This window comes from Kitasatospora misakiensis, from assembly GCF_042656005.1.
In the GTDB taxonomy this organism is placed as follows: Bacteria; Actinomycetota; Actinomycetes; order Streptomycetales; family Streptomycetaceae; genus Kitasatospora; species Kitasatospora misakiensis.
Genome location: NZ_JBHSOF010000016.1, coordinates 82,439 through 106,392 on the forward strand (window position 1 = coordinate 82,439; position 23,954 = coordinate 106,392).

The following is a 23,954-nucleotide window of genomic DNA, read 5'->3' on the forward strand; positions in this document are numbered from 1 at the left end:
CCTGGTTGCGTTCGTTACCGGGTTGCTGTTTCATGGAGCCATCGACAACCGGAAGGGACGGACACAATGACGACGACCGTGGTGATCGTGGGGGCGGGGCCGACCGGACTGACGCTGGCCTGCGGGCTGGCCCGGCAGGGCGTGGCGGTACGGGTCCTGGAGCGGGCCGCCGCCCACGCCACCGGCTCCCGCGGCAAGACGCTCAACCCGCGCAGCCTGGAGATCCTCGCCGACCTGGGCCTGGCCGACGGACTGGCCGCGGTGGGCCGCACCCACCTGCCGTTCCGCAAGTACTTCGACAGCGCCTTCGTCAACGAGACCGAGCCGTTCGCCGGCGCGCGGCCCAGCGCCACCACGCCCTACCCGGCCAGCCGCTGGCTCCAGCAGCCGCAGCTGGAGCAGCTGCTGCGCGAACGGCTCGCCGACCTCGGCGTGACGGTGGAGCTCGGCGCCGAACTGGTGGACGTGCGGCAGGACGCCCACGGGGCGGAGGCGGTGCTCGCGGACGGCCGGCGGATCCCCGCCGCGTACGTGGTCGCCTGCGACGGCGGCCGCTCGACGGTGCGCAAGCTGCTCGGCATCCCCTTCGTCGGCGACGGCGACCCGGAGCCGATGATGGTCTGCGGCGACGTCGAGGTCGAGGGCCTGGAGCCGGACGCCTGGCACCAGTGGTTCGGGCCGCAGGGCGCGTTCATGCTCTGCCCGTTCGAGGGCAGCACCCGCTGGCAGCTCCAGGCCAGCCCGGAGACCGACGCCGAGGGCCGGACCGTCCCCCCGTCGCTGGAGAGCTTCCAGCGACTGGCGGCCCGGCACACCGGTCGCGAGGACCTCCGGCTCAGCGACGCCACCTGGCTCTCCACCTGGCGGATCAACGTCCGGATGGCCGAGCGCTACCGCGAGGGGCGGGTCCTGCTGGCCGGCGACTGCGCGCATGTCCACCCCACGGCGGGCGGGCTCGGCATGAACACCGGCATCCAGGACGCCTGGAACCTCGCCTGGAAGCTCGGGTACGTGGTCCGCGGCCTCGCCGCGCCCGCCCTGCTGGACACCTACCAGGAGGAGCGGCTGCCGATCGCCGCGTGGACGCTCGACGTCACCAGCAGCGGCATGGCCGCCGTCGTCAAGGGGATCGAGACCCCCGGCATCGGGGTCGAGGCCGGCGGGGTGGGCGACTTCACCGGCCTCTCCCTGGGCTACGGCTGGAGCAGCCTCGCCGGTGGCGGCGCCACCGACGCGCTGAAGCCCGGCGACCGGGCGCCCGACGCCCCCTGCCCCGGCCCCGACGGCGCGCCCGGCCGCCTCTTCGAGCAGTTCGCGGGCGACCACTTCACCCTGCTGGCCTTCGGACCGGGCGCCCGCCCCGCGCTCGCCGGACTGCCCGACCACGTCCGGCCGGTGGCGCTCGACGACCCCGACGGCGAGGCCCGCCGGGCCTACGGGATCACCGGCGAGGCGCTCGTCCTCGTCCGGCCCGACAACCACCTGGCGCTCGTCGCCCCGGCGACCGCCCCCGAGCAGGTGCGCTCCTACCTCGAATACCTCGAACGGCTCGGCGCCTAGGCCCGCTCTCTTTCAGGGCGCGCGCACCTGTGGTACTCCCAGGGAGGTCCTGCCCGCCCCTCGACGATCGGACGCCCGCCGTGGACTCGCTGCTGCTCTCCCGTCGCGACCTCGACTTCCTGCTGTACGACTGGCTGGACGTCACCGCGCTGACCCGCCGCCCCCGCTACGCCGACCACGACCGGGACACCTTCGACGCGGTGCTCGACCTCGGCGAATCCATCGCCACCCGGCACTTCGCCCCGCACAACAAGCGGAACGACGCCGAGGAGCCCCGCTTCGACGGCGAGCGGGTGCACCTCGTGCCGGAGGTCGCCGAGGCGCTGCGGGTCTTCGCCGAGGCCGGTCTGACCGGCGCCGCGATGGACCACGCGGTCGGCGGCTGGCAGCTGCCGACCGTGGTAGCCAACGCCTGCACGGCCTGGTTCCAGGCCGCGAACGTCGGCACCGCCGCCTATCCGTTCCTCACCGTGGGCAATGCCAACCTGCTGCTGGCGCACGGCAGTCCGGAGCAGATCGACACCTATGTGCGGCCCATGGTCGAGGGGCGCTTCTTCGGCACCATGTGCCTGTCGGAGCCGCAGGCCGGCTCCTCGCTGGCCGACCTCACCACCCGGGCGGTGCCGCAGGCCGACGGCGGCTACCGGATCACCGGCACCAAGATGTGGATCTCCGGCGGCGACCACGAACTCGGCGAGAACATCGTCCACCTGGTGCTGGCCAGGATCCCCGGCGCCCCGGCGGGCGTGAAGGGCATCTCGCTGTTCGCGGTGCCCAAGTTCCTGGTCCGGCCGGACGGCACGCCGGGGGAGCGCAACGACGTGGTGGTGGCCGGCCTCAACCACAAGATGGGCTACCGGGGCACCGTCAACACCCTGCTCAACTTCGGGGAGGGCCGGTACACCCCGGGCGGGGCGCCGGGCGCGGTCGGCGAGCTGGTGGGGGAACCCCACCAGGGGCTCGCCGCGATGTTCCACATGATGAACGAGGCGCGGATCGGCGTCGGCCTGGGCGCCACCGCGCTCGGCTACACCGGCTACCTGCATGCCCTGGACTACGCCCGCACCCGCCCGCAGGGCCGCCCGCTCACCGGAAAGGACCCGCTGGCCCCGCAGGTCCCGATCATCGAGCACGCCGACGTGCGCCGGATGCTGCTGGCCCAGAAGAGCTACGTCGAGGGCGCGCTCGCCCTCGGCCTGTACTGCAGCCGGCTGGTCGACGAGGAGCGGACGGCCGAGGAGGAGCCCGCGCGGGCCCGGGCCCACCTGCTGCTGGACGTGCTGACGCCGATCGCCAAGAGCTGGCCCGCGCAGTGGTGCCTGGCCGCCAACGACCTGGCGATCCAGGTGCACGGCGGCTACGGCTACACCCGCGAGTACAACGTCGAGCAGTTCTACCGGGACAACCGCCTCAACGCCATCCACGAGGGCACCCACGGCATCCAGGGGCTGGACCTGCTGGGCCGCAAGGTCGTCATGGGCGGCGGCGCCGGGCTGCGGCTGCTCCTGGACACCCTCGCGGCGACCGTGGCCAGGGCCCGGGCCGCCGGCGGCGAGGCGGCCGAGCTGGCCGACCCGCTGGAGGGGGCGGCCGCCCGGGTCGGCCGCACCACGGCCGCGCTCTGGGCGACCGGCGATCCGGCGACGGCGCTGGCCAACGCCTCCACCTACCTGGAGGCCGTCGGTCATGTGGTGCTGGCCTGGATCTGGCTGGAGCAGTTCCTGGCGCTGGGGGACGGCGCGGAGCCGTTCCACCAGGGCAAGCGGCAGGCGGCCCGGTACTTCCTCCGGGTCGAACTCCCGCGGACCGGGCCGCAGTTCGACCTGCTCGACCGGCTGGACCGGACCGCCGCGGACTGCCGCCCGGAGTGGTTCTGACGCCGGTCGGGGGAGTCGGCGGCCTCCGGACGGGCGGCCGCCGACGGTGCCGGTACCGGTGCCGGTGCCTCAGGAACGCGGCTGGTTGATGTTGACCAGCCAGGTGATGCCGAAGCGGTCGGTGCACATCCCGAAGACGTCGCCCCACATCTGCTTCTCCATCGGGACGGCCACCGAGCCGCCGCCGGAGAGCTTCGCCCAGTAGTCGCGCAGCTCGGTGTCGTCCTCGCCGCTGACGCTCACCGAGATGTTGCCGCCGGGCGTGTAGTCGGTGCCGGGCGGGTTGTCGGCGGCCATCAGGGTGAAGCCGCTGCTGGTGGAGAGCATGCCGTGCATGATCCGGTCGCCGCCCGGGCCCTCCCCGGCGCCGAAGTCGCCGTAGGTGTTGAGGCTCAGCTCGCCGCCGAAGACCTGCTGGTAGAACTCCAGGGCCTGCCGGGCGTCGCCGTTGAAGGTGATGTACGGGTTGAGGATGGAAGGCATGATTGATCCCTTTCCTGATGAATTCCTGGGAAATGACCGTTTCCTCAGCCTAGGGAATGCCGCGCCGGGGAGCCCGGCGACGCCCCGGAGCGATCGGCCGCCCGCCGTCGGCCCGCCGTCGGCCCGCCGTCGGCCCGGTGTCGGGCCGGCCGGGTCGCCGGCCGGGCTCAGCTGTCGAAGCCGAGGCCGAACCGGTCGAGGGTGCGCAGCCAGAGGTTGCGGTGTCCGGCGTTCGCGTCGGCGCGGGTGAGGGCCCACTGGGTGATCCCGATGCCGATCGAGCGGGCCGGCTCGGGCGGGAAGGGCAGCGGCTTGCGGCGGACCATCTCCAGCGCGGTGCGTTCGGTGCGGGCGCCGTCCAGCAGGTCGAGCATCACCTCGGCGCCGAAGCGGGTGGCGCCGACGCCCAGCCCGGTGTAGCCGGCCGCGTAGGCGACCCGGCCGGCGTGCGAGAGGTCGAAGAAGGCGCTGAACCGGGTGCAGGTGTCGATCGCGCCGCCCCACGCGTGGCTGAAGCGGACGCCCTCCAACTGCGGGAAGGTCCGGAAGAAGTGCCGGGCGAGGGTGGCGAAGGTCTCCGGCCGCTGGTCGCGCTCGGCCCGCACCCGGCTGCGGAACTGGTGGACGACGTCGTAGCCGCCGAACAGGATCCGGTTGTCGGCGGAGAGCCGGACGTAGTGGAAGTGGTTGGCGCTGTCGGCGAAGCCCTGGCGGTTGCGCCAGCCGACGGCGGCGAGCTGCTCGTCCGTCAGCGGTTCGGTCATCAGCGCGTAGTCGTAGACCGGCACGGTGCGCGGCCGGTGGCGGCGCAGCAGCGAGGGGAAGGCGTTGGTGGCGAGGGCGACCCGGCGGGCGCCGACGCGGCCGTACGGGGTGCGGACGGTGATCCCGCGCGGGGAGTCGGTGAGCCCGGTGGCCCGGGTGTGCTCGTGGATCCGGACGCCGAGGTCGAGGCAGGCCCGCTTGAGGCCCCAGGCGAGGCGGGCGGGGTTGACCATGGCGACGCCCTCGCGGTCCCAGAGGCCGCCGAGGAAGGTGGGGGAGTCGATCTCGGCGCGGACGGCGTCGCGGTCGAGGAGTTCGGGCCGGGTGCCGTAGCGGGCGGCGAGGTCGGCGAACTCGCGCAGGCCGTCGAGCTGGTACGGCTCGGTGGCGACGACGAGGGAGCCGGTGCGCTCCCACTGGCAGTCGATGCCGTGGCGCGCGACGGTCTCCTCGATGGCCCGGAGGTTGGCGGCGCCGAGGCGCTCCAGGGTGGCGAGTTCGCCGGGCCAGCGCTGGTGCCCGTTGGCCAGGCCGTGGGTGAGGCTGGCCTCGCAGAATCCGCCGTTGCGCCCGGAGGCGGCCCAGCCGACCTCCTGCGCCTCGATCAGCACGACGTCGAGCGAGGGGTCGCGCTCCTTGGCGATCAGGGCCGTCCACAGTCCGCTGTAGCCGCCGCCGACCACCAGGAGGTCGCACCGGACGTCGCCGACCAGGGCGGTGGCGGCCGCGGGCCGGTCGGGGTCGTCGAGCCAGAACGGTACGGGCTGGGCGTCCTGGAGGGCGCGGACGGGGTCGGCCATGGCGGTGGCTCCTTCGGTGCGTGGCGGGGTGGCCCCCGGATGGCGCCATCAGACCGCCGTGCCGCTCCCAAGGTCAATGGTGTTGTCATAAGAGTCGGTCGGCATCGGTCGCCACCTGATCCGCACGTTCGCCGAGGAGTGGGTCGTCGGCCTCACCGACCTCACCCCGCAGGTCCGCAAGGCCGCGGCGCTCGTCCGAAACGGATGCGCCCCTCAGGCGCAGCGGCTGCTGCCCGCGGAGCGCGTCTACCCGGTGAGCCGGAGCCTGGAATCGCACCTCTCGCCGGTGTAGCTCACAGCTGACAGCCGATCTGCCGCGCCGCGTTCAGTCGGTCGTCGCCGTCGCTGCCGCGAGACGGGCCGCGGTCGCGTCGAGGAGCAGGTCGAGGGCGTGGGGGTAGGCGCTGAGGTTCATGTCGGCGGTCAGGAGGTGCGTGGTGGCCGCGATGTGGGGGTGGGTGGAGGCGTCGAGGCGGGCGTAGGAGGCCTGCCACACCTGGTGGTCGGCGCTCAGCGCGGCCGAGGGGAGGGCCAGGGCGCCGGCGTCCAGGACGGCGAAGCCGAGGCTCTGGTCGACGAAGGCGTGGTAGATGTGGACGGCCTCCGGGTCAGGGAAGCCGGCGGTGCGCAGGATGCCGAGGATGGACTCGACGGCGGCGATCTCGTGGGCGCGCCCGGTGGTGCGGTACGCGGCGAGCAGGGCGGCCTGCGGGTGGGCCTGGTAGGCGGCGTGGATGCGCAGGCCGATGGCGCGCAGGTCGGCCCGCCAGTCGCCGGTGGGCCGCCAGCCCTGCTGGGCGCGGCCGATGAGCTCGTCGGCGATGGCGAGCAGCAGGTCGTCGGTGCTGTGGAAGTACCGGTACACCGCGCTGGGGTCGGCCCCCAGCGCCGCCCCGAGCCGCCGGACGGTGAGCGCCTCCGCCCCGTGCATCCCGACCAGCCGCAGCGCGGTGTCGACGATCAGTTCGGCGGACAGTACGACACCCTGCTTGGTGGGCCGCCGGCGCTTCCGCTGGGGCTCGGGAACCACACGTTCGGTCATGCCCGCCAGGGTAGGTCAACAAGGTTGACCTAGGGAGGGGGCGGGCAGGCCGGAGCCGTGGCGCTCACCGCGCCCGGCGGACCGGGAGGGTGCGGGGCCCGCGGACCAGCAGGCCCGGACGGTAGGGGAGAGTGTCGGGGTCGGCGGCGAGCCGCAGGTCCGGCAGCGCGTCGAAGAGCCGGGGCAGGGCGATCGTCGCCTCCAGCCGGGCCAGCCGCGCGCCGAGGCAGATGTGCGGGCCGTGCCCGAACGCCACGTGCGGCAGCGCCCGGCCCTCGCCGGGGGCGAACCGGTCGGGCCGGAAGGCGTCCGGGTCCGGGAAGACCTCCGGGTCGCGGTTGGCGGCCGCCAGCACGACCAGCACCGAGCTCTCCGCCGGGACGACCGCGCCGGAGCCGAGGTCGACCTCCTCGCTGGTGCGCCGCCAGGTCGTGCCCTCCAGCGGGCTGGCGTGCCGCAGCGTCTCCTCGGTCACCGCGGCCCACCGGGGCTCGCCCTCCCGCCGCGCGGCGGCCAGCTCCTCGGGGTGGCCGAGCAGCAGCAGCGAGGCGGAGGCCAGCAGGTTCATCGTCGTCTCGTAGCCGGCGAAGAGCAGCAGGAACGCCATCGCCAGCAGCTCGGCGTCGTCCAGGGCCTCGGCGTCGTCGTCCCGGGCGAGCAGGCTGAACAGGTCCTCGCCCGGCTGCCGGCGCTTGTCGGCGATGAGCCCGGTGAAGTACCGGTGCAGGCTCTGCCAGGCCTCGTCGATCTCCCCGGGGGCGAGGGCACCGACGGGGGAGCCGACCCGGTACGTCCAGGTGCGCAGGTCGAGGCGGTCCGCCTCGGGCACGCCGAGGATCTCGCTGATCACCAGGACGGGCAGCGGGAAGGCGAAGTCGTCGACCAGGTCGACGACCTCCTCGTTCTCCAGGCGGGCCGCGAGCCCGGCGAGCACGGTGTCGGTGAGCCGGGCGATCCGCTCGCCGAGGGCGTCCACCCGGCGGGGGGTGAAGGCCACAGAGGCGAGGCGGCGCAGCCGGCGGTGCTCGGCGCCGTCGGTGTTGAGCATGTGGCGCTCCAGTACGGACCGCGCGCCGGCCGCCGGCCCCACCCGGCCGCTCCCGCCGGCCCGCGGCGCCGGGACGTTCGAGAACCGCGGATCGGCCAGCACCGCCCGGGCCTGCCGGTAGCCGGTCACCAGCCACGCCGTGGTCCCGTTGGACAGGGCCACCTCGGCGGCCGGCCCCTGCTCGCGCAGCGCGGCGTAGAACGGGTACGGGTCGCGGGCGAACGCGGCGTCGGCGGGGTTCAGAGCAGTGGTCACCGCGCCATTCTCGCCGGGGGCTCCGGAGGGGCCGACACGGCCCCCGGCCCGGACGGATCCGGGCCGGGGGAGTGCGGCCTCGCCGGTGTCACGAACCGGCGAACCGGAAGACCGGTGCCGGCCAGTCGCCGGCCGGGACCGTCCGGTCGAGCGCCTCGCTGATCGTCCGCTCCTCGTACCGGAAGTGGGACTCCATGATGGCCGCCAGCCCGTCGAGTTCACGCCCGATGGCCTCGTCCGGACCGGGGCCGTCCGCGGCGGCGGCCTGCCGGGCGAGCTCGGCCAGCCGGGTCAGGATCGAGGAGATCAGGCTGTGGTCCTCGACCAGTTTCGCGACCGTCCCCGCGAGCTCCGGCCGCTCCCGCACCAACTGGGCGAACAGCCCGTCGTCCTCACCCCGGTGGTGGGTCTCCAGTGCGGAGCAGAAGGCCAGACAGTGGGTGGCGAGTGTGTCGCCGCCCGTCCGCCGGTGCCGGGCACCGGCCTTGAGGTCCTTGATCAGTCGACGCAGTTCGTCGTGTGCCAGCGCCAGTTGCCGGCTCAGGGCGACCGTCCGGTCGCCGTCCTGGGAAGCCACGTGGGGCCGTCCCTTCGGTTGTCGCACCTCCATGCCTGACGCAGTCCGCCACCGGCACGCGATGCCTCCGAGATCCGATCACACCACGCCCCGCCACGGCAAGGTCCGGGCGGCCGGGCCGCGCCCACAGCTGAGCGCACGCACGCCGGGCCCCGGCGTGCGTGCGCTCAGCCGTCCGGCTCGGGGTCAGTCGGCGACGAAGGCGATCAGGTCCTTGGTGAACGCGGCCTCGTAGGCGCCGACCAGGCCGTGCGGGGCGCCCGGGTAGACCTTGAGGGTGCCCTGGGGGAGCAGCTGGACGCTCTTCTCGGCGGAGGCGGCGATCGGGACGATCTGGTCGTCGTCGCCGTGGGCGACCAGGACCGGGACGTCGATCTTCTTGAGGTCCTCGGTGAAGTCGGTCTCCGAGAACGCCGCCACGCAGTCGAGGGCGTTCTTGAGCCCGGCCTGCATGCCCTGCAGCCAGAACTCGCGGCGCTTGCCCTCGGAGACCTCGGCGCCGGGGCGGTTGAAGCCGTAGAAGGCCTCGCTGAGGTCGTAGTAGAACTGCGACCGGTCGGCGGCGACGCCCGCCCGGATGCCGTCGAAGGCCGAGAGCGGGGAGCCCTCCGGGTTGGCGTCCGTCTTCAGCATGAGCGGCGGGACGGCGCCCAGCAGCACGGCCTTGCGGACCCGCGCGGTGCCGTGCCGGCCGAGGTAGCGGGCGACCTCGCCGCCGCCGGTGGAGTGGCCGACCAGCACCGCGTCCGTGAGGTCGAGTTGGTCCATCAGCTCGGCCAGGTCGTCGGCGTACTGGTCCATGTGGTTGCCGTCCCAGGTCTGGGTGGACCGGCCGTGCCCGCGACGGTCGTGGGCGATCACTCGGAAGCCGGCCTCGGCGAGTGCCACGGCCTGGCCCTCCCAGGCGTCCGCGTTCAGCGGCCAGCCGTGGGAGAGGACGACGGGCCGCCCGGTGCCCCAGTCCTTGTAGAACTTCTGCGAGCCGTCGGAGAGGGTGAGGAAGGGCATGATGGCGCCTTTCGGTCGTGCTCAACGAGCAGGGGTGGAGAAGCCGTTCGCCGCGTGGGGGCGAACGCGCCGGGCCGCCGGGAGCCGAGGGGAATCGGGTGTTCGGGGAGCCGGGTGTCCCGGTCGGTCGGATTCCAGCATGCCGCTCAGGACGGCTCGCGGCAGTGCGCCGAGGCGTCCTGTGCGCGCTCAGGCAAGTGCTGTGCGGTCCGGAGCACGTGGGCGCCCGCGACGCTCGGGGCCGCGGGTGGTGGGGCGCCGTCGTACCGTCAGAAACCCTGGTCCGGGGGGTAGTGAGGACGACCCGGTGCCCCCTTTGGGCATTTTCATTGAAAATCAAACAGGTTACGGTGGTGACGTCCCCGACACCTGCGGCGGGCGCGAGAGCCGCGTCCCGCTCGTCACCGGCGCCCCGAGCTGACCGGACGACCCTTCGGAACGGAGCGAGCACCATGCCCGAGCAGGACCAGCACCCCGTCGTCTGGGCCCCCGGGGACTACCAGCTCGGGGAGGGCCCCCGCTGGGTGGACGGTCGGTTCGTCTTCACCGACATCTTCAGCGGGCGGCTCTTCGAGGTCTCCGCCACCGAGCCCGGCACACCGCGCGAACTCCTGCGCCTGGACGTGCCGTTGGGGGCGGTGGCACCGATCGAGGGCCGGCCCGGCCACTGGATCGCCGCAGCGGGCACTGGCATTGCCCTGCTCGGCCCGGACGGCTCGGTCGACTGGCTGGCCCGCCTGGAGGACGACGTCGCGACTCCCATCCGGATGAACGACGGCGTCTGCGACCCGCAGGGCCGTTTCTGGGCCGGCAGCATGCCCAACGACGGGACCCCGGGGACCGGCTCCGTCTACCGGATCGACCGCGACGGCTCGGTCCACCGCGTGCTCACCGGCCTGAACATCGTCAACGGACCGGCCTTCAACGCGGACGGGCGGCTGCTCTACGTCGCCGACAGCACCGCCGGCGTGATCCTCCGCTGCACCCTCGACGCCGACGGGAACCCGCTGGAGACGGTGGAGTTCGCCCGGATCACCGGCGGCTCCCCCGACGGCATGACCGTCGACACCGCCGGCCGGCTCTGGGTGGCCGTCTGGGGAGGCGGCGTCGTCCACCGCTACGAGCCCGACGGCACCCTGTCGGCCACCGTCGCCGTGCCGGTGCCGCAGCCCACCTCCGTCTGCCTCGCGCCGACCGGGGGCCTGCTGCTCGTCACCACCGCCCGCCTCGGCCTGGCCGACGACGCACCGGCCGCGTCGGGTTCCGTCCTCGCCGTCCCCGTCGACGCCGTCGCTCCGCCGGCCGCCGCCTACCGGCCCAGCTGACCGGCGCCGTTGACTTGGCACCGGCCGGAGTTCCGCGCCCAGTGCGGCGCCGAACTCCGGCCGGGGCGGCCGCAGGTCACCAGGCGGTGCAGGCTCCGCTCGTCCGGATCGCCTCGAAGTTGGCCTTGAAGGCGTCGTGGACGGCCGGGTCGTCGATCTTCAGCAGGGTCTCGTCGTGGGAGCGCAGGTTCGGGTAGGTGTAGTTGTGGCTCCCGGTGAACACCAGCTTGCGGTTGGCGGCGCCCAGGTAGGTGCCCTCGATCAGCAGGTACTTGGAGTGGATGCCGATCGACCGGGTGGTGCCGTCGCCGTTCGGCGCGGTGCCCCAGCAGCGGGCGGCCAGGTCGAGCCGGCCGGTGAGCGCGTTCTTCACGGCGGTCCCGAGGTTGCCGCTCTCCCCGTTGTGCAGCAGTTCCACCTGGCAGCCGGCCTTCTTCAGCTCGACCAGCTTGTCGGCGACCTGGACCCGGGTGAAGGCGTACATGGCGATCCGGATCCGGGTGGCACCGCCCGCGCAGCCCGTGTTGTCCAGCAGCGAGACGACGGTGTCGGTGGACGCGTCGTCGTCGTAGGTCGTCCCGGCGCTCTCCTGGCGGGGGAAGAAGTACGTCTTGTACGGGCCGGCCTGCTGGCTGCGGTAGTTCGACGCCAGGCCCACGCCGGAGGAGCCGTACGTCACGAGGTCCTCCCAGTACGTCCGGTAGGCGGCGTACAGGCCGGAGCCGGCGTCGGGGACGGTGACGGCGTTGTTGAAGAGGTTCTTGCGCTGGCTGGTGGTGAGGTTCGCGGAGGTCTGGAACACCACGTTCTCGGTGCTGCCGACCTTGGAGAACAGGAAGAACTTGTTGTGGTTGATCGCGCCGTCGTCATCGTCGTTCAACGCCCGGTTGCCGATGCAGCCGCGGGTGTCCGGACAGGCCAGCACCCAGGAGTCGGCGTTCCGGTCGGTGCCCAGGCCGGTCGGTGCGGCGAGCGTCGCGTACTCGGAACCGGTGGCCTTGGGCGGGTTGCTGCCGGGCTCGTAGGCCGGCACGGCGTCCCCGTCCACGACGAGCCTGACCTTCACCCCGCGCTGCTTGGCCGCGATCAGCGCGGCGCTGACGCCGCCGTCGGTGAACAGGTACATCGAGCCGTTGATCTCGGCCCCGGCGGGCGTGCGCTTGATCAGGGAGATCAGCTGGTTGCGGACGGCGTCCTGCGCGGCGGCCGGCCCCGCCGGGTTGTTGAAGGTGGTCGTGAGCGTCACCGGCGCGTCCTCGGCCGCCGCCATCGGCGCCCCGAGCAGCGAGGCACCCACGACCAGCGCCGCCAGCCCCGCCACCCCTGCCGTTCCACGGACCTTCATCTGTTTCCCCCTGTGTCGATATGTCGATGCAGGGCGCAACTGTACTGCACATGATCACTGGAAATGATCATGGGTCGGCGTGCGGGCCTTCGCGTGCGGGGTCCGTCCGGGTTCACCGAATCTCCACGAGGGGTGACTGCATCCTTCCGCCGATCGGGGGTACCGGGCCAGGACCGTGTCGACACGACGGAAGGACTCCCAAGGTGGCCCCCACCGGTGAACTGCTCGTTTCCGCCGCTGCCCCGACGGCGGACCCCTCCCGCGCGACCGGCTCCGCGGCACCCGCGACCGGACCCGCGACACCCGCGGCCGGTTCCGGTTCCCGCGCCCCCTACGGCACGCCCGCCACCGGGCTGCGCGACCTCCTGCCCCCCGAACTCGCGGCGGTGGACGACCCGTGCGAGGTCGCGCCCGCGGACGCCCGCGACCTCACCCGCACGCTGCTGCGCCGACTGGCCGCGCTGGAGGAGGGGACCCGGGAGTACTCGTACGTCCGGACCACCCTGGTGGAGCTGAACCTCTCCCTGGTGCGGTTCGCGATCCGCCGCTTCGGTGCGCACAGCGAGCCGAGGGAGGACCTCCTCCAGGTCGGCGCGGTCGGCCTGATCAAGGCCATCGACCGGTTCGACCCCGAGCTCGGCGTCGAGTTCACCACCTTCGCCATGCCGACCGTGCTCGGCGAGATCCGCCGCCACTTCCGCGACACCACCTGGGCCGTCCACGTGCCCCGCCGCCTCCAGGAGCTGCGCATCACGCTCGCCCGGGCGCAGGAACGCCTGGCGCAGCGCCTGGACCGCGCCCCGACGGTGGCCGAACTGGCCGAGCACCTCGCGCTCACCCCCGAGGAGGTCATCGAGGGCCTGACGGCCGCCAACGGCCACACCGCCGGCTCGCTGGACGTCGGCGGCCCGGTGGACGGCGACGCCCCCGGCCCGCTCACCGACCAGCTCGGCACCGAGGACCGCGACCTCGGACTGGTCGAGGACCTCGTCACGCTGAAGCCCCTGATAGCCGCGCTGCCGGAGCGCGAGCGCCGGATCCTGTCGATGCGCTTCTGCGAGGACCTGACCCAGTCCCAGATCGGCGCCCGCCTCGGACTGTCGCAGATGCACGTCTCCCGGCTCCTCGCCCGCACGCTGCGGCACCTGCGCGAGGGCCTGGAGGACGCCTGAGGGTGCCGCGCGGCGCGGGGAGCGAGGTCGCGGCGACCCCGGGCCACCGCCCGGCACCCGACCGACGGGCTCGACCTCCGTACGGTCGGAAGGCACGGACATGGAGGGGACGACGATGAGGCCATCCGACGACGAGCAGGGGCGCAGCGCGCTGACGGCGGTCACCCCGGCCCGCCCGGAACTGACGGTGGAGACCCGCTACGGGCCGGCCGGCGCGATGGTCTGCGGCCTCGCGGGCGATCTCGACATCGAGACCCTGGCGCCGGCCGCCGACATGCTGGACACCCTGGTCGCGCAGCGGCCCAGCGCGGTGGTGATCGACCTCCACGGGGTGGGCTTCTGTGACTCCTCCGGCCTGAACGTGCTGCTCAAGACGCGCCTCGCGGCGGAGCGGAGCGGGGTCGAGCTGCGGCTCGCCGCCGTCCCGCCCACGGTGATGCGGGTGCTCGACCTGACCGGCGCGCGGCTGGTGTTCACGATCCACGACTCGGTCGACGCGGCCCTGGCCGGGTGAACCGGGCGGCGGCCGGGTCCGCGCCGGCGGTCGCGCTCCCGCCCGCCCCGGCCCCGTGACGGCGGCCGCTCCTCCGGCTGCGACTCCGGCCGCGGCGGGAGCGTCGTCCTCGCCGGTTCCGCACCTTCGTTCCCGGATGCGTCCTCCGGTCGCACCCGCAGCGGGCATAATTCCCGAGCTGCCGGGAAACCGACCCCGCGACAGATCGCCGTCGATCCGAAAGGGCGCCCTCAGATGACGATGAGCCGGGGAACCCTGGACGGCGACCCGCACCGGGCCGGGCCCGAGGCCCCCGTCGGCGGTCAGCGCAGACGGCTGACCCTGGCCGCCCTCCCCAAGCCGGTCGCCCACGCCAGGACCTTCACCGCCCGGGCGCTCGCCGAGTGGTTCCCGGTCGCCCCCGTGCCCGGCAGCGGCGGTGGCGGCGCCGACGACGTCGTCCTGCTGGTGGCGGAGCTCGTCGCCAACGCGATGCTGCACGGCGACGGCCCGCTGGAGCTGGTCCTGGACGCCACCGACGCCCGCCTGCGGATCGAGGTCAGCGACCGCAGCCCCGTGCTGCCCGAGCCGCGCCGCCCGCACAACCCGGCCCTGCCCGGCGGCCACGGCCTGTTCATCGTGCAGCGGACCGCCGACCGCTGGGGCGCCGAGCCGCACAGCCAGGGGAAGACGATCTGGGCCGAGGTCGGCACCCTGCGGCTGCGCCGCGGCGACTGAGCCCGCGCAGGCCCCCGCCTGTCCGTTGCCCCTTGCCCCGCCGCCGAGCATGAAAGCGGCCGTTCGGGGCACACGCGGGTCCGACAGCGTTCGGGACCACGAGGGGCGGGGGCGAGGCCGATGCCGGAAGCAGTGGCGGCACAACTGACGATGCGTCTGATCACCGGCGAGGCCCAGGGACGCGACCTGGAGGTCGAGTGCCGGTACGAGGCCGCCGACCCCTACGCCGTCCAACTGGACTTCGGCGGAAAGGGAGCGGTCTGGGTCCTGGCCCGCGACCTGCTGGCGGCCGGGCTGCACGGACCGGTGGGGGAGGGCGACGTCCACATCGAGCCCAGCGGCACCGGCCGGCACGTCTTCATCGCGCTGGGCGGCCCGGACGGCGTCGCGCTCCTGAACGCCCCCGCCCGCCCGCTCGCCCGGTTCCTCACCGAGACCGGCCGGTCGGTGCCCGTCGGTTCGGAGTCCGACCGCATCGACTGGGACAGCTGGCTCCACCGCCTGCTGTCCGCCTGAGCGCCCCGGCGCGCCGTCCCGCCGAGTTCGGGGGCATGAACGGACCCATCGGGGTTAGACGAGCGGACGAAACGCCCGATCCGTGAGGAAAGGCCCGCCGTGAGCAACGTATCCCGTCTCCCCGCACCCATCGAGCAGCACTGGCAGTGGCAGTTGGAGGGGGCCTGCCGCACCGTCGACAGCAGCATCTTCTTCCACCCCGCCAACGAGCGCGGCACCGCCGCCAAGGAACGCGAACAGCACGCGAAGTCGGTCTGCGCCCGCTGCCCGGTCCGGGTGCAGTGCCGGCGCTACGCCCTCGCCACCCGGGAGCCGTACGGCGTGTGGGGCGGCCTGACCGAGGAGGAGCGCCGTGCCCTGTTCACGGACTCGGACTACCCCGCGCCGGACCACCGGGTCGCCTAGCGCATCCGCGTGCCCCGGCCGGACGCGCCGCGCAGCACCTCGGACGCCCTGCGCACCACGTCGGACCCGCCATGTTTGCCCCGCCGGGCGGGTGGTACACGCAGCCCAGGAGCGCGGTCGGAAAAGGGCAGGTCACCAGGCCCCCGCGGCCCCGCCCGCCGGTACCCACCGGGAGGCTTCCGTGATCGTCCTCGGCGTCATACTGCTCATCATCGGCTTCGTCACAGGCATCTCGATCCTGTGGACCATCGGGATCGTCCTCGTCCTCATCGGCCTCGTCTTGTGGATCGCCGGTGCCCTCGGGCACGCCGTCGGCGGACGTCGCCACTACTACTGACCACCCTCTCCCACTCTCCGGACACCCGACTCCCGGCCCCCCACCTGCCGGGCGGTCGGGTTCGGCGTTGCGTGGGGGCGTTGCGCGCGGGGGGCGACCACGGACAGCCCACCCGGGCTGTCCGGCGGCGTCCCGGTGGCCGATCCTCGTGCCATGGCCTCGATCGTCGTCCTCTACGAGCTGGAACCCGGGCAGTCGCTCGGCCCGGACGGGGTGGAGCCCGCCGTCCTGGGCGTGCACGCGGCCGGCGCGGACCCCGACGTGCCGGAGGATCCGCTGCCGCGCACCCTCTGCGGGCGGGACACGGCGGGCATGGAGCACGCCCACTTCCGTCCGGGCCTGGGCGAGCCCTGGTACCCGCCCGCGCTGGCGGACCAGCGCTGCCGGGAGTGCGAGCGCGCCCTGCGGAGCATGTGAGGGCCGGGACCACGTCGCCGTCGGCTTCACCTTCGACCGCGGTTCCTTCCTGACCGACGACGAGGTGCGCGCGGCCCCGCAGGATCTGACCGCGGGCGGCCCCCGCCGGTGCCGTCGGGGCACGCGGCGGGGGCGTTGTCGGACGGGGCCGGTGAGCAGTGGCCGGTGAGCGGCGGTCAGTAGGCGGCCGTGAAGCGGCGCTGGACGAAGCGCGGCAGCTCGACCTCGTCGACGATCGCGACGGCGGCGTCCTCGGCCGAGATCCGGGAGACGCCCTCGGCGTCCCGGAGGGCCTGGTCGCCCCCGATCCGGAAGCGGCCGGTGCGCTCGCCGGGGGCGATCGACTCGGCCGGGCTGAAGTAGGTCCAGTGGCGGTTGGACATGCGGAGCACGTTCAGGCCGTCGCGGGCGCCGCGGACCGAGGCCGCGTACCCGCGCGGCAGGCCCAGCCCGTCGAGGGTCGCGTGCAGGAGCTCCTCGTCGTCGGCCAGCGCCACGCCGGGGGCGATCTCCAGGCTGCCCGCGCCGCCGATCACGATCAGCCGGGTGCGGGGGTGGCGGTCGAGCGCGGCCAGCAGCGCCCGGGCGGCGGTGACGTAGACGCTCGGGTCGGCGATCGACCGCTCGACGGTGTCCGCGAAGTCCCGGGCGGCGTTGCCGGGCTGGTACCCGCTGATCAGGACGTCGAGGCCGGGCAGGACGGCGGCGACGCTCTCCGCGTCCAGGACGTCGACGCTCGCCCAGTCGACGTTCTCCCGGCTCTCGCCCTTGCCGGCCTCCGTCGCGTCGCGGCTGAAGGCGGTGATGCGGTGCCCCCGCTGGAGGGCCTCGGTGACGATCCTGCTGCCGATGGTCCCGGTGGCCCCGATGACGCCGATGTGCATGGTTCTCCCCTTGTACCTGTGCGCGGTGTGCCTGTGCCTGTGCCTGCGCCTGTGCGCGGCCGTGCGGACGTCCCGCAGACTTCGGTGACGCCGTGTCAAAACTATACGCCGTGAAGTTTGGATACGGCACCCACCATCGTGACGCTGTAGAGTGTCCGCGTGACAGCAACGATCGGAACGGCAGGCGCCACGGGGCGGGGGAGCACCGGTCGGCGCGAGCGGCTGCGGGCCGAGACGACGGCCGAAATCAAGGGCGTCGCCCTGCGGTTGATGGCCACCGGCGGCCCCGACGCGATCACCCTGCGGGCCATCGCCCGCGAGATGGGCATGACCGCCAACGCCATCTACGGCTACTTCGCCACCCGCGACGACCTCGTCACCACGCTCATCAACGACGTGTACACCGCCCTCGCCGATGCCGTGGACGCCGCCTGGGCCTCCTCCGCCGGCGCCGACGCCGCCGCCCGGATCGGCGCCTGGGCGCACGGGTTCCGGGACTGGGCACTGGCCAACCCCGAGGGGTTCCGGCTGGTCTACGGCGACCCCGTCCCCGGCTACCAAGCCCCCAGCGGCGGCGCCGCCCCCGACGCCGCCCGCCGCACCTGTACCGGCCTCGCCGCCCTCGCGGACGCCGCCTGGCCGCACGTCCGGCACCAGTACGCGGACAGCCGGTTCGACTGGGCCGACTTCGACCCGGGCCTGCTCGACAAGGTCCGCCCGGCCTTCCCCGACCTCCCCCCGGCCGGCGTCGCCCTGGCCCTGCGGCTCTGGGGCCACCTGCACGGCCTGGTGTCCCTGGAGGTGTACGGCCACCTGCGCAGCCAACTGGCCGCCCCGGACAAGCTGTTCGAGGAGGAGTTGAACCAGCTCGTCCGCACCCTGGGCATCCCGCGCCCCGCCTGACGGCCGTGGCCACGTCGCGCGGGGACGGGCGCTACCGCAGGCGGAACAGGACGGCGCGCCAGCCCTTGCTCGCGGTTCCGGCCCGCTCGGCGGAGGAGTCCGGGGGCGCGCTCCACGTCCGGTACGCGGTCGTCAGCCGGAGCTCGGCCGGCCCGGGCGCCCGGCGGGCGCCGAGCCGGTCGACGGTGGGCAGCCGGTGCCAGCCGGCGGGGAGGTCCGGCGCGGCGCCGCCGTTGCTGGCGATCGCGCCGAACAGCACGTCCCCGGTCTCGCACGGGACCATGCCGCCCAGCACCAGGTCCGTGCCGTCCGCGTCGGGCCCCTCGGCGGAGACCGACTGCGCCCACGGGCCGGCCGCGCCGACGCCCCGGAACTCGTCCACCGTCACGAAGCCCTGCGCGGCGTCCGGCCAGAGGATCCGGATCATGTCGAGCTGGTCCATGGCCCTGGCCCGCACCGACACGAAGACCGCCAGCCGGCTGCCGTCCACGTCGATCGGGTCGCCGACCAGCCGGTACCGGTTGTCGACCGTGTCGCTCACCGAGACGGGCCCGGGCCCCACGCCGCCGAGCAGCACGGAGACGACCAGCGTGTCCCCCTCCCGGACCGGCGCGCCGACCTCCAGTTCCTCGCCCTTGGCATGGGTGAGCTCCACCGGGGTCCCCTCGCTCGCGATCCGCGTGACGTAGCCGTCGCGGCTCACGGGCGGGGCGGTTTCGGCCCGGTCGGCGACCGGGGTGCGCTCCACCGGCGGGATGCCGTCGGAGACCGCGGTGGTGGCGAGCAGCACGGCCACCACGCCGCCGATCCAGGCGGAGGACCGGACCGGTCGCCGCGACCGGCGCCGCGCGGGCGGCGCGGGCGGCTCGGTCGGCGAGGTCGGCTCGGCTGGCGCGGTCGGCGCGGTGCTTCGGATCGTGGGCGGCTCGGCCCGGCCCTCCTCGGGCGACCGCGCCGGAGCGCCGGGCCGGACGATCGCGGCGGCGGGCGCCGCCCCCGGGACCAGGAGCAGTGCGGGGTCGTCGGCGAGCACCGCCCGGTGCAACTCCCGGAGCTGCGCACCGGGCTCGATGCCCAGTTGCTCGACCAGCGCGCGCCGGCCGCCCTGGAAGACCTCCAGCGCCTCGGCCCGCCGCCCGCTGCGGTGCAGCGCCAGCATCAGATGTGCCCGCAGCCGTTCGTCGAACGGATGGGCGCCGGTGAGTGCGGCGAGTTCACCCAGCAGCCCGGCGTGCCGCCCCAACCCCAACCGCACCTCGATGTGCTGGTGCCGGGCGCGGACCCGGGCACTGTCCAGCAGATCGAGTTCGGCCCGCAGCACGGCGCTCTCCGGGACGTCCACCAGCGACTCGCCCCGCCACAGCCCCAGGGCCTCGGCGAGCACGGGCTCCGCCGCGTCCAGGTCGCCGCCGTCCACCAGGGTCTGCGCCCGCGCGCACAGGTCCCGGAAGGCGAGCAGGTCCAGTTCGTCCTCGCCCAGCTCGACGGCGTACCCGCCGCTGCGGGTCACCAGCCGGGCGCCGGCCTCCGGGCCGAGCGCCCGCCGCAGGCGCATCACATAGCTGGGCAGGGCGGCCCGGCTGCGCGGGGAGACCTCGGCATCCCAGATCGCCTCGGCCAGCTGATCACCGGTCACCGTCCGCCCGGTCCGCACCAGCAGCAGGGCCAGCAGGGCCCGCAGTCGCGGTCCGCCCACGGTGATCTCGCCGTCCGGGCCTGACACCCGTAACGGACCCAGTACCTCGAACCGCACGCCCGCCCCCCGCCAGCGTCTCCCCCGTCCGAACGGTCGGATGCTACCAGTCTGCGAGCGGAATGCGACCGGACTGCTACGCCCCGTCGAGCAGGGTCGGGCCGTGTCCCGGCGACGCCCGCCGATCCGGCCGGCCGCCCCGGGGCGCGTACACCGACACCACACACACAGGTCCCGGCGCGACGCGCCGGAACCGGGGAGGGACACCATGCTGAGGACCAGCGTCAGGTCGAAGGCGGCCGCCGCTCTGCTCGCGCTCGGGATCGCGGCGGGCGGCGTGGCCACGGCGGCGCCGGCGAGTGCGCGCACCACGGCCTGCACCATCATCAACATCGGGCAGCCCGGCAACGTCTACTGGCACGGCCAGTACGCCGGGCAGGTCGAGCAGCAGTACGACAGCTGTGGTCACGTGCTGGCGCACTGGCAGTGGGCGGGGGCCTTCCAGGCGAACAACCCCGGGGCCTACGTGTACGTCGGCCTCAGGTCGCCGTACGGCTACAACAACTACTGGGGCTCGTACGGCGTCAACACCAAGGACGTGACCGTGGGCTGGGTGGACATCCACCTCGTCGACCCGGACGCCTGGATGGCGATGGCCTCGGTCAACGGGTGCAACTGGGCCTATGGCACCGAGCACTGGTACGGCGGCGCGGACTGGGCCGGGCCGGTCGACTCCAGGTGCTGATCGCGACGGGTGCGGCCCGGCCACCCCACTGGCCGGGTCCGCGCCCGTCCGCGCCCGTCCGCTCCGGGGCGCCCGCGCCCGGCTGCGACGGGGGTCAGCCGGGTGTGGGCGCGGGGTCGTGCGGGCTGAAGGTGCGGCGGTAGGCGGCGGGGGAGACCCCGAAGGCCGTCCGCATGTGGGCGCGCAGGGAGTTGGCGGAGCCGAAGCCGGACCGGTGCGCGACCAGGTCGATCGGGAGGTCGGTGGTCTCCAGCAACTGCTTGGCCAGCTCCAGCCGTTGCGCGGTGAGCCACTGCACCGGCGTCAGGCCGGCCTCGTCGCGGAAGCGCCGGGTGAAGGAGCGCAGGCTCATCCGGGCGTGCTCGGCGAGGCGGGTCAGCGGGAGCGGTTCGCCGAGGTGCTCCAGGGCCCAGGCGCGGGTCGCGGTGGTGCTGGCGACGGTGGGTTCGGGGACGGGGCGGTCGATGTACTGGGCCTGCCCGCCGTCCCGCCAGGGCGGGAGGACGCACATCCGGGCGGCCCGGTTGGCGACCGCCGCGCCGTGGTCGCGACGGACCACGTGCAGGCAGAGGTCGACCCCGGCGGCCGCGCCGGCGGAGGTGAGCACGTCGCCGTCGTCGACGAACAGGACGTCCTCGTCGACCCTGACCTTGGGGTAGGCGCGGCGGAACTCCGGCGCGAGGTTCCAGTGGGTGGTGGCGGGCCGGCCGTCGAGGAGCCCGGCCGCGGCGAGGACGTAGGAGCCGGTGCAGATCGACACCAGCCGGGTGCCGGGGCGGATGCGGTCGACGGCCGCGGTGACCTCCGGCGGCGGCGGGCCGCCGCGTCCCAGCTCGGGCATGGCGTGCGTGGGCGGGACGATCACGGTGTCAGCGGCGGCCAGCGCCTCGGGGCCGGCCGCGGGCTGCAGGGTGAAGCCGGCGTCGGTGAGGACGGGGGCGCCGTCCGCGGTGCAGACGGTGACCTCGTAGAGCGGGCGCCCCGAGGCGTCCTCGGCGCTGCCGAAGACCCGGGAGGGGATGCCGAGTTCGAACGCCGGCACACCGGGCAGGGCGAGCACCGCGATCCGGTGCGGCGTGGGCGCCGCAGCCTCAGCCGTCCCCGCCCGTTCGGCTGCCCTGACCGCTTTGTCCGTGTCCGTACCCATGGCCAGATCCTGTCACACCATGGCCGGACGGCCAACACCGTGGCCGCCCGGGATATCGGATCGTGGACTCCGGAGCCGGGGGTCCCCGGCGGCGAACGGCCGGGTCCCCGGCGGTGAACGGATCGAGGAGAGGCGTGGCGGACACCATGCGCGCAGTGGTCGTGGAGCGGTGGGGCGGACCGGAGAACCTGGTCGAGCGCGAGGTCGAGCGCCCCGAGCCGGGACTGAACGAGGTTCTGGTACGGGTGCACGCGGCCGGGGTGAACCCGGTGGACTGGAAGACCCGGACGAGCGGCGGGCTGATCGAGTGGGGCGCCGTCCCGGCCGTCGGCTGGGACGTGTCCGGCACGGTCGAGGCGGTCGGACCGGGCGTGGGGGTGTTCCGGCCCGGCGACGAGGTCTTCGGGATGCCGCTCTTCCCGCGCCAGGCCGGCGGCTACGCCGAGTACGTGGTCGCCCCGGCCCGGCATTTCGCCCCGAAGCCGGCGGGCCTCACCCACGTCGAGGCGGCGGCCCTGCCGCTGGCCGCGCTCACGGCCTGGCAGACCCTGGTGGACACGGCGGACGTCCGCCCCGGTGAGCGGGTGCTGGTGCACGCCGCGGCCGGCGGGGTCGGTCACTTCGCGGTGCAGATCGCCAAGGCGCGCGGCGCGTACGTGATCGGCACGGCCAGCGCCGGCAAGCACGACCTGGTGCGCGGGCTGGGCGCGGACGAGGTGATCGACTACCGCGCCGTGCCGTTCGAGGACGCGGTGTCCGACGTCGACGTGGTGCTCGACGGCATCGGCGGCGAGACGGCCGAGCGCTCCCTCAAGGTGCTCCGGCCGGGCGGCCGGCTGATCACCCTGCCCGGCTCGGACGACGTCCCCGCCGCCGTCCCGGACGGGGTGCGGGCCGAGTGGGTCATGGTCGAGCCGGACCACCTGGGCCTGCGGGAGATCGCCGCCCTGGTGGAGCGCGGTGCGCTGCGGCCCGTGGTCGAGACGGTCCTGCCGCTGTCCGAGGCCGCCAAGGCGCACGAACTCGGCGAGCGGGGGCGCACCACCGGCAAGATCGTCCTCACGGTCGCCTGAGCCGGTGACGGCACCCGCCTGGCCGGTTCGCCGGTGACGGCACCCGCCCGCCGTCCCGAAATGCCGTGCGGCCGGCCCGGGCGGCGCGAGACACTGGCGCGATGGACACGGGCGCGACGAACGCGGGCACGGCGGGCATCCCCGGGCTGCTCGACGACCTGGAGGGCGACACGCGCAACGTCCTGCTGACCCTCGCCCGCGTCTGGACCACGCTCGCCACCGGCCGGATCAGGTCGAAGGACGCCGCCGCCGACTGGGCCCTCGCCCGGCTCCCGGACGAGCACCGCCCCGTGCTCGCGCACGCCAGACAGCTCTACCTCGACCGCCGCTACTCCGAGGAGAGTTGGAGCCCGACGCTGCGGGCGCGGGTGCGCCCGCACGCGGACCACGTGCTCGCCGAGATCGACCGGGCGCGTACCGGAGGCGGGCACGGGTAGCGCCTCCGCGCAGCCCGGATCAGCCGGCGGCCCGCGCGGGTGCGCCGGTCACGGCGGCTCCTCGGAGGAAGGTCTCCACCGTCGCGGTGAAGGCCGCCGGGTCGTCCAGCCACGGGTAGTGGCCGGCGCCCGGCTGGACGGCGAGGGCGGCGTGCGGGAAGAGCGACGCGGCCTCGGCGGCGGAGGCCGCGGTCGGCCACAGGTCCAGTTCGCCGGCCAGGAGCAGGACGGGGCAGGGCAGGGCGCCCAGCCGCCCGCGCAGCTGCTCGACCGCGGGGGTGTAGCCGGCGTAGTAGTGCTCGCTCACCGGCAGGGAGCGCTGGGCCGGGTCGGCGGCGGCGTGGGCGCGGGCCGCGGCGTCCCAGCGGCCGTACATCAGCGGCTCGAAGGCGAGTCGGTGCCGGGCGGCCTCGGCGAAGCTGCGGGCGGACTTGATCCGGCGGTAGGCGGTGACGGCCTCGGCGTGCCAGGGCTCGGCGGCGCGGGCGGCGATCACCTCCTCCGCGCCGGTGTCGGAGGCCAGGCCGACGGCGGCGAAGGACGGGGTGACGAGGGTGAGGCTGCTCAGCCGGTCGGGGTGCGCGGCGGCGTACAGGAGGGCGAGGCCGCCGCCGGCGGAGTGGCCCAGCAGGTCGAGGCGGTCCAGGGCGAGGTGGCGGCGCAGCGCCTCGACGTCGTCGACCAGGCGGTCGACGCGGAAGGTGGCGGGGTCGGCGGGTGTCGCGGAGGCGCCGGTCCCCCGGGTGTCGGGCAGGATCAGCGTGCGGGTCGCGGCCAGGCCGCCGAGGTCGCCGAGGTACTCGGCGGCGCGGCCGGGGCCGCCGGGCAGGCAGAGCAGCGGCGGGCCGTCGCCCACGGTGCGGAAGGCGAGCGTCGTGCCGTCGTACGAGGTGAGGAACTCCATGGCGG

The 23,954-nt window shown here is 74.4% G+C and carries 25 protein-coding genes and 1 pseudogene; 15 read left to right on the top strand and 11 right to left on the bottom strand.

The features are described 5' to 3' along the window. The first annotated feature begins 66 nt into the window (after nt 1-66). Nucleotides 67-1,560 carry an FAD-dependent monooxygenase gene (locus tag ACFP3U_RS15045; RefSeq protein WP_380225995.1) on the top strand — a complete coding sequence of 498 codons (1,494 nt, stop codon included), beginning with the start codon at nt 67-69 and terminating at the stop codon, nt 1,558-1,560. A gap of 80 nt (nt 1,561-1,640) precedes the next feature. Then, nucleotides 1,641-3,437, top strand: coding sequence for an acyl-CoA dehydrogenase (locus tag ACFP3U_RS15050; protein ID WP_380225996.1), 1,797 nt, complete (start codon nt 1,641-1,643; stop codon nt 3,435-3,437). A 69-nt stretch (nt 3,438-3,506) separates the two neighbouring features. Here ACFP3U_RS15050 and ACFP3U_RS15055 read toward each other — a convergent pair whose 3' ends face one another. Both ACFP3U_RS15055 and ACFP3U_RS15060 read right to left on the bottom strand, forming a co-directional pair. Continuing rightward, nucleotides 3,507-3,920, bottom strand: coding sequence for a VOC family protein (locus ACFP3U_RS15055; protein WP_380225997.1), 414 nt, complete (start codon nt 3,918-3,920; stop codon nt 3,507-3,509). A gap of 167 nt (nt 3,921-4,087) precedes the next feature. Next, nucleotides 4,088-5,485 carry an NAD(P)/FAD-dependent oxidoreductase gene (locus ACFP3U_RS15060; RefSeq protein WP_380225998.1) on the bottom strand — a complete coding sequence of 466 codons (1,398 nt, stop codon included), beginning with the start codon at nt 5,483-5,485 and terminating at the stop codon, nt 4,088-4,090. A gap of 103 nt (nt 5,486-5,588) precedes the next feature. On the opposite strand from ACFP3U_RS15060, the gene ACFP3U_RS15065 reads away from it, so the two are divergent. Then, nucleotides 5,589-5,777: a DUF4291 family protein gene (locus ACFP3U_RS15065; protein ID WP_380226047.1), complete on the top strand. Its 189-nt coding sequence runs from the start codon at nt 5,589-5,591 to the stop codon at nt 5,775-5,777. A 33-nt stretch (nt 5,778-5,810) separates the two neighbouring features. On the opposite strand, the gene ACFP3U_RS15070 is transcribed toward ACFP3U_RS15065, so the two are convergent. The 4 genes from ACFP3U_RS15070 to ACFP3U_RS15085 all read right to left on the bottom strand — a co-directional run bounded on the left by ACFP3U_RS15070 (nt 5,811) and on the right by ACFP3U_RS15085 (nt 9,415). Beyond that, nucleotides 5,811-6,527, bottom strand: coding sequence for a TetR/AcrR family transcriptional regulator (locus ACFP3U_RS15070; protein WP_380225999.1), 717 nt, complete (start codon nt 6,525-6,527; stop codon nt 5,811-5,813). A gap of 64 nt (nt 6,528-6,591) precedes the next feature. Beyond that, complete coding sequence (locus tag ACFP3U_RS15075) at nt 6,592-7,830, bottom strand: cytochrome P450 (protein ID WP_380226000.1); 1,239 nt, start codon at nt 7,828-7,830, stop codon at nt 6,592-6,594. Nucleotides 7,831-7,918: 88 nt separating this feature from the next. Next, the gene (locus tag ACFP3U_RS15080; RefSeq protein WP_380226001.1) at nt 7,919-8,407 is read right to left on the bottom strand and encodes a hemerythrin domain-containing protein; all 489 of its coding nucleotides are present in this window, start codon (nt 8,405-8,407) and stop codon (nt 7,919-7,921) included. A 186-nt stretch (nt 8,408-8,593) separates the two neighbouring features. Next, a complete protein-coding gene (locus ACFP3U_RS15085; RefSeq protein ID WP_380226002.1) occupies nt 8,594-9,415 on the bottom strand; it encodes an alpha/beta fold hydrolase in 822 nt (273 codons plus the stop codon). 452 nt (nt 9,416-9,867) lie between these two features. On the opposite strand from ACFP3U_RS15085, the gene ACFP3U_RS15090 reads away from it, so the two are divergent. After that, on the top strand, nt 9,868-10,740 hold the full coding sequence (locus ACFP3U_RS15090; protein WP_380226003.1) for an SMP-30/gluconolactonase/LRE family protein: 873 nt from the start codon (nt 9,868-9,870) through the stop codon (nt 10,738-10,740). Nucleotides 10,741-10,816: 76 nt separating this feature from the next. Here ACFP3U_RS15090 and ACFP3U_RS15095 read toward each other — a convergent pair whose 3' ends face one another. Continuing rightward, nucleotides 10,817-12,085, bottom strand: coding sequence for a phospholipase D-like domain-containing protein (locus ACFP3U_RS15095; RefSeq protein ID WP_380226004.1), 1,269 nt, complete (start codon nt 12,083-12,085; stop codon nt 10,817-10,819). Nucleotides 12,086-12,288: 203 nt separating this feature from the next. Here ACFP3U_RS15095 and ACFP3U_RS15100 point away from each other — a divergent pair, with 203 nt between their 5' ends. The 7 genes from ACFP3U_RS15100 to ACFP3U_RS15130 all read left to right on the top strand — a co-directional run bounded on the left by ACFP3U_RS15100 (nt 12,289) and on the right by ACFP3U_RS15130 (nt 16,163). Next, nucleotides 12,289-13,257: an RNA polymerase sigma factor SigF gene (locus tag ACFP3U_RS15100; RefSeq protein ID WP_380226005.1), complete on the top strand. Its 969-nt coding sequence runs from the start codon at nt 12,289-12,291 to the stop codon at nt 13,255-13,257. Nucleotides 13,258-13,372: 115 nt separating this feature from the next. Further along, nucleotides 13,373-13,771, top strand: a complete 399-nt coding sequence (locus tag ACFP3U_RS15105; RefSeq protein ID WP_380226006.1) for an STAS domain-containing protein — start codon at nt 13,373-13,375, stop codon at nt 13,769-13,771. 234 nt (nt 13,772-14,005) lie between these two features. After that, on the top strand, nt 14,006-14,488 hold the full coding sequence (locus ACFP3U_RS15110) for an ATP-binding protein (RefSeq protein ID WP_380226007.1): 483 nt from the start codon (nt 14,006-14,008) through the stop codon (nt 14,486-14,488). Nucleotides 14,489-14,608: 120 nt separating this feature from the next. Then, entirely contained in the window at nt 14,609-15,004 is a 396-nt protein-coding gene (locus ACFP3U_RS15115; protein ID WP_380226008.1) for an SsgA family sporulation/cell division regulator, read from the top strand. Between the two features lie 99 nt (nt 15,005-15,103). Beyond that, nucleotides 15,104-15,409, top strand: coding sequence for a WhiB family transcriptional regulator (locus tag ACFP3U_RS15120; protein WP_380226009.1), 306 nt, complete (start codon nt 15,104-15,106; stop codon nt 15,407-15,409). 181 nt (nt 15,410-15,590) lie between these two features. Further along, on the top strand, nt 15,591-15,746 hold the full coding sequence (locus ACFP3U_RS15125) for a DUF6131 family protein (RefSeq protein WP_380226010.1): 156 nt from the start codon (nt 15,591-15,593) through the stop codon (nt 15,744-15,746). 153 nt (nt 15,747-15,899) lie between these two features. Further along, a complete protein-coding gene (locus ACFP3U_RS15130; protein ID WP_380226011.1) occupies nt 15,900-16,163 on the top strand; it encodes a hypothetical protein in 264 nt (87 codons plus the stop codon). Between the two features lie 176 nt (nt 16,164-16,339). Here ACFP3U_RS15130 and ACFP3U_RS15135 read toward each other — a convergent pair whose 3' ends face one another. Beyond that, nucleotides 16,340-17,047, bottom strand: a complete 708-nt coding sequence (locus ACFP3U_RS15135) for an NAD(P)-dependent oxidoreductase (protein ID WP_380226012.1) — start codon at nt 17,045-17,047, stop codon at nt 16,340-16,342. A gap of 159 nt (nt 17,048-17,206) precedes the next feature. On the opposite strand from ACFP3U_RS15135, the gene ACFP3U_RS15140 reads away from it, so the two are divergent. Next, entirely contained in the window at nt 17,207-17,950 is a 744-nt protein-coding gene (locus ACFP3U_RS15140; protein ID WP_380226013.1) for a TetR/AcrR family transcriptional regulator, read from the top strand. A 31-nt stretch (nt 17,951-17,981) separates the two neighbouring features. Here the strand turns inward: ACFP3U_RS15140 and ACFP3U_RS15145 are convergent, their stop codons facing one another. Then, entirely contained in the window at nt 17,982-19,673 is a 1,692-nt protein-coding gene (locus ACFP3U_RS15145; RefSeq protein WP_380226014.1) for an AfsR/SARP family transcriptional regulator, read from the bottom strand. Between the two features lie 238 nt (nt 19,674-19,911). On the opposite strand from ACFP3U_RS15145, the gene ACFP3U_RS15150 reads away from it, so the two are divergent. After that, nucleotides 19,912-20,388, top strand: a complete 477-nt coding sequence (locus ACFP3U_RS15150) for a hypothetical protein (protein WP_380226015.1) — start codon at nt 19,912-19,914, stop codon at nt 20,386-20,388. 94 nt (nt 20,389-20,482) lie between these two features. Here the strand turns inward: ACFP3U_RS15150 and ACFP3U_RS15155 are convergent, their stop codons facing one another. After that, the gene (locus tag ACFP3U_RS15155) at nt 20,483-21,535 is read right to left on the bottom strand and encodes a GlxA family transcriptional regulator (protein WP_380226016.1); all 1,053 of its coding nucleotides are present in this window, start codon (nt 21,533-21,535) and stop codon (nt 20,483-20,485) included. Nucleotides 21,536-21,681: 146 nt separating this feature from the next. Here ACFP3U_RS15155 and ACFP3U_RS15160 point away from each other — a divergent pair, with 146 nt between their 5' ends. After that, the gene (locus ACFP3U_RS15160) at nt 21,682-22,608 is read left to right on the top strand and encodes an NADP-dependent oxidoreductase (protein ID WP_380226048.1); all 927 of its coding nucleotides are present in this window, start codon (nt 21,682-21,684) and stop codon (nt 22,606-22,608) included. Nucleotides 22,609-22,730: 122 nt separating this feature from the next. Beyond that, nucleotides 22,731-23,045, top strand: a pseudogene (locus ACFP3U_RS15165) (DUF4111 domain-containing protein); the annotation flags it as partial. 19 nt (nt 23,046-23,064) lie between these two features. On the opposite strand, the gene ACFP3U_RS15170 reads toward ACFP3U_RS15165, so the two are convergent. Next, entirely contained in the window at nt 23,065-23,949 is an 885-nt protein-coding gene (locus ACFP3U_RS15170) for an alpha/beta fold hydrolase (protein ID WP_380226017.1), read from the bottom strand. Nucleotides 23,950-23,954: the final 5 nt, after the last annotated feature.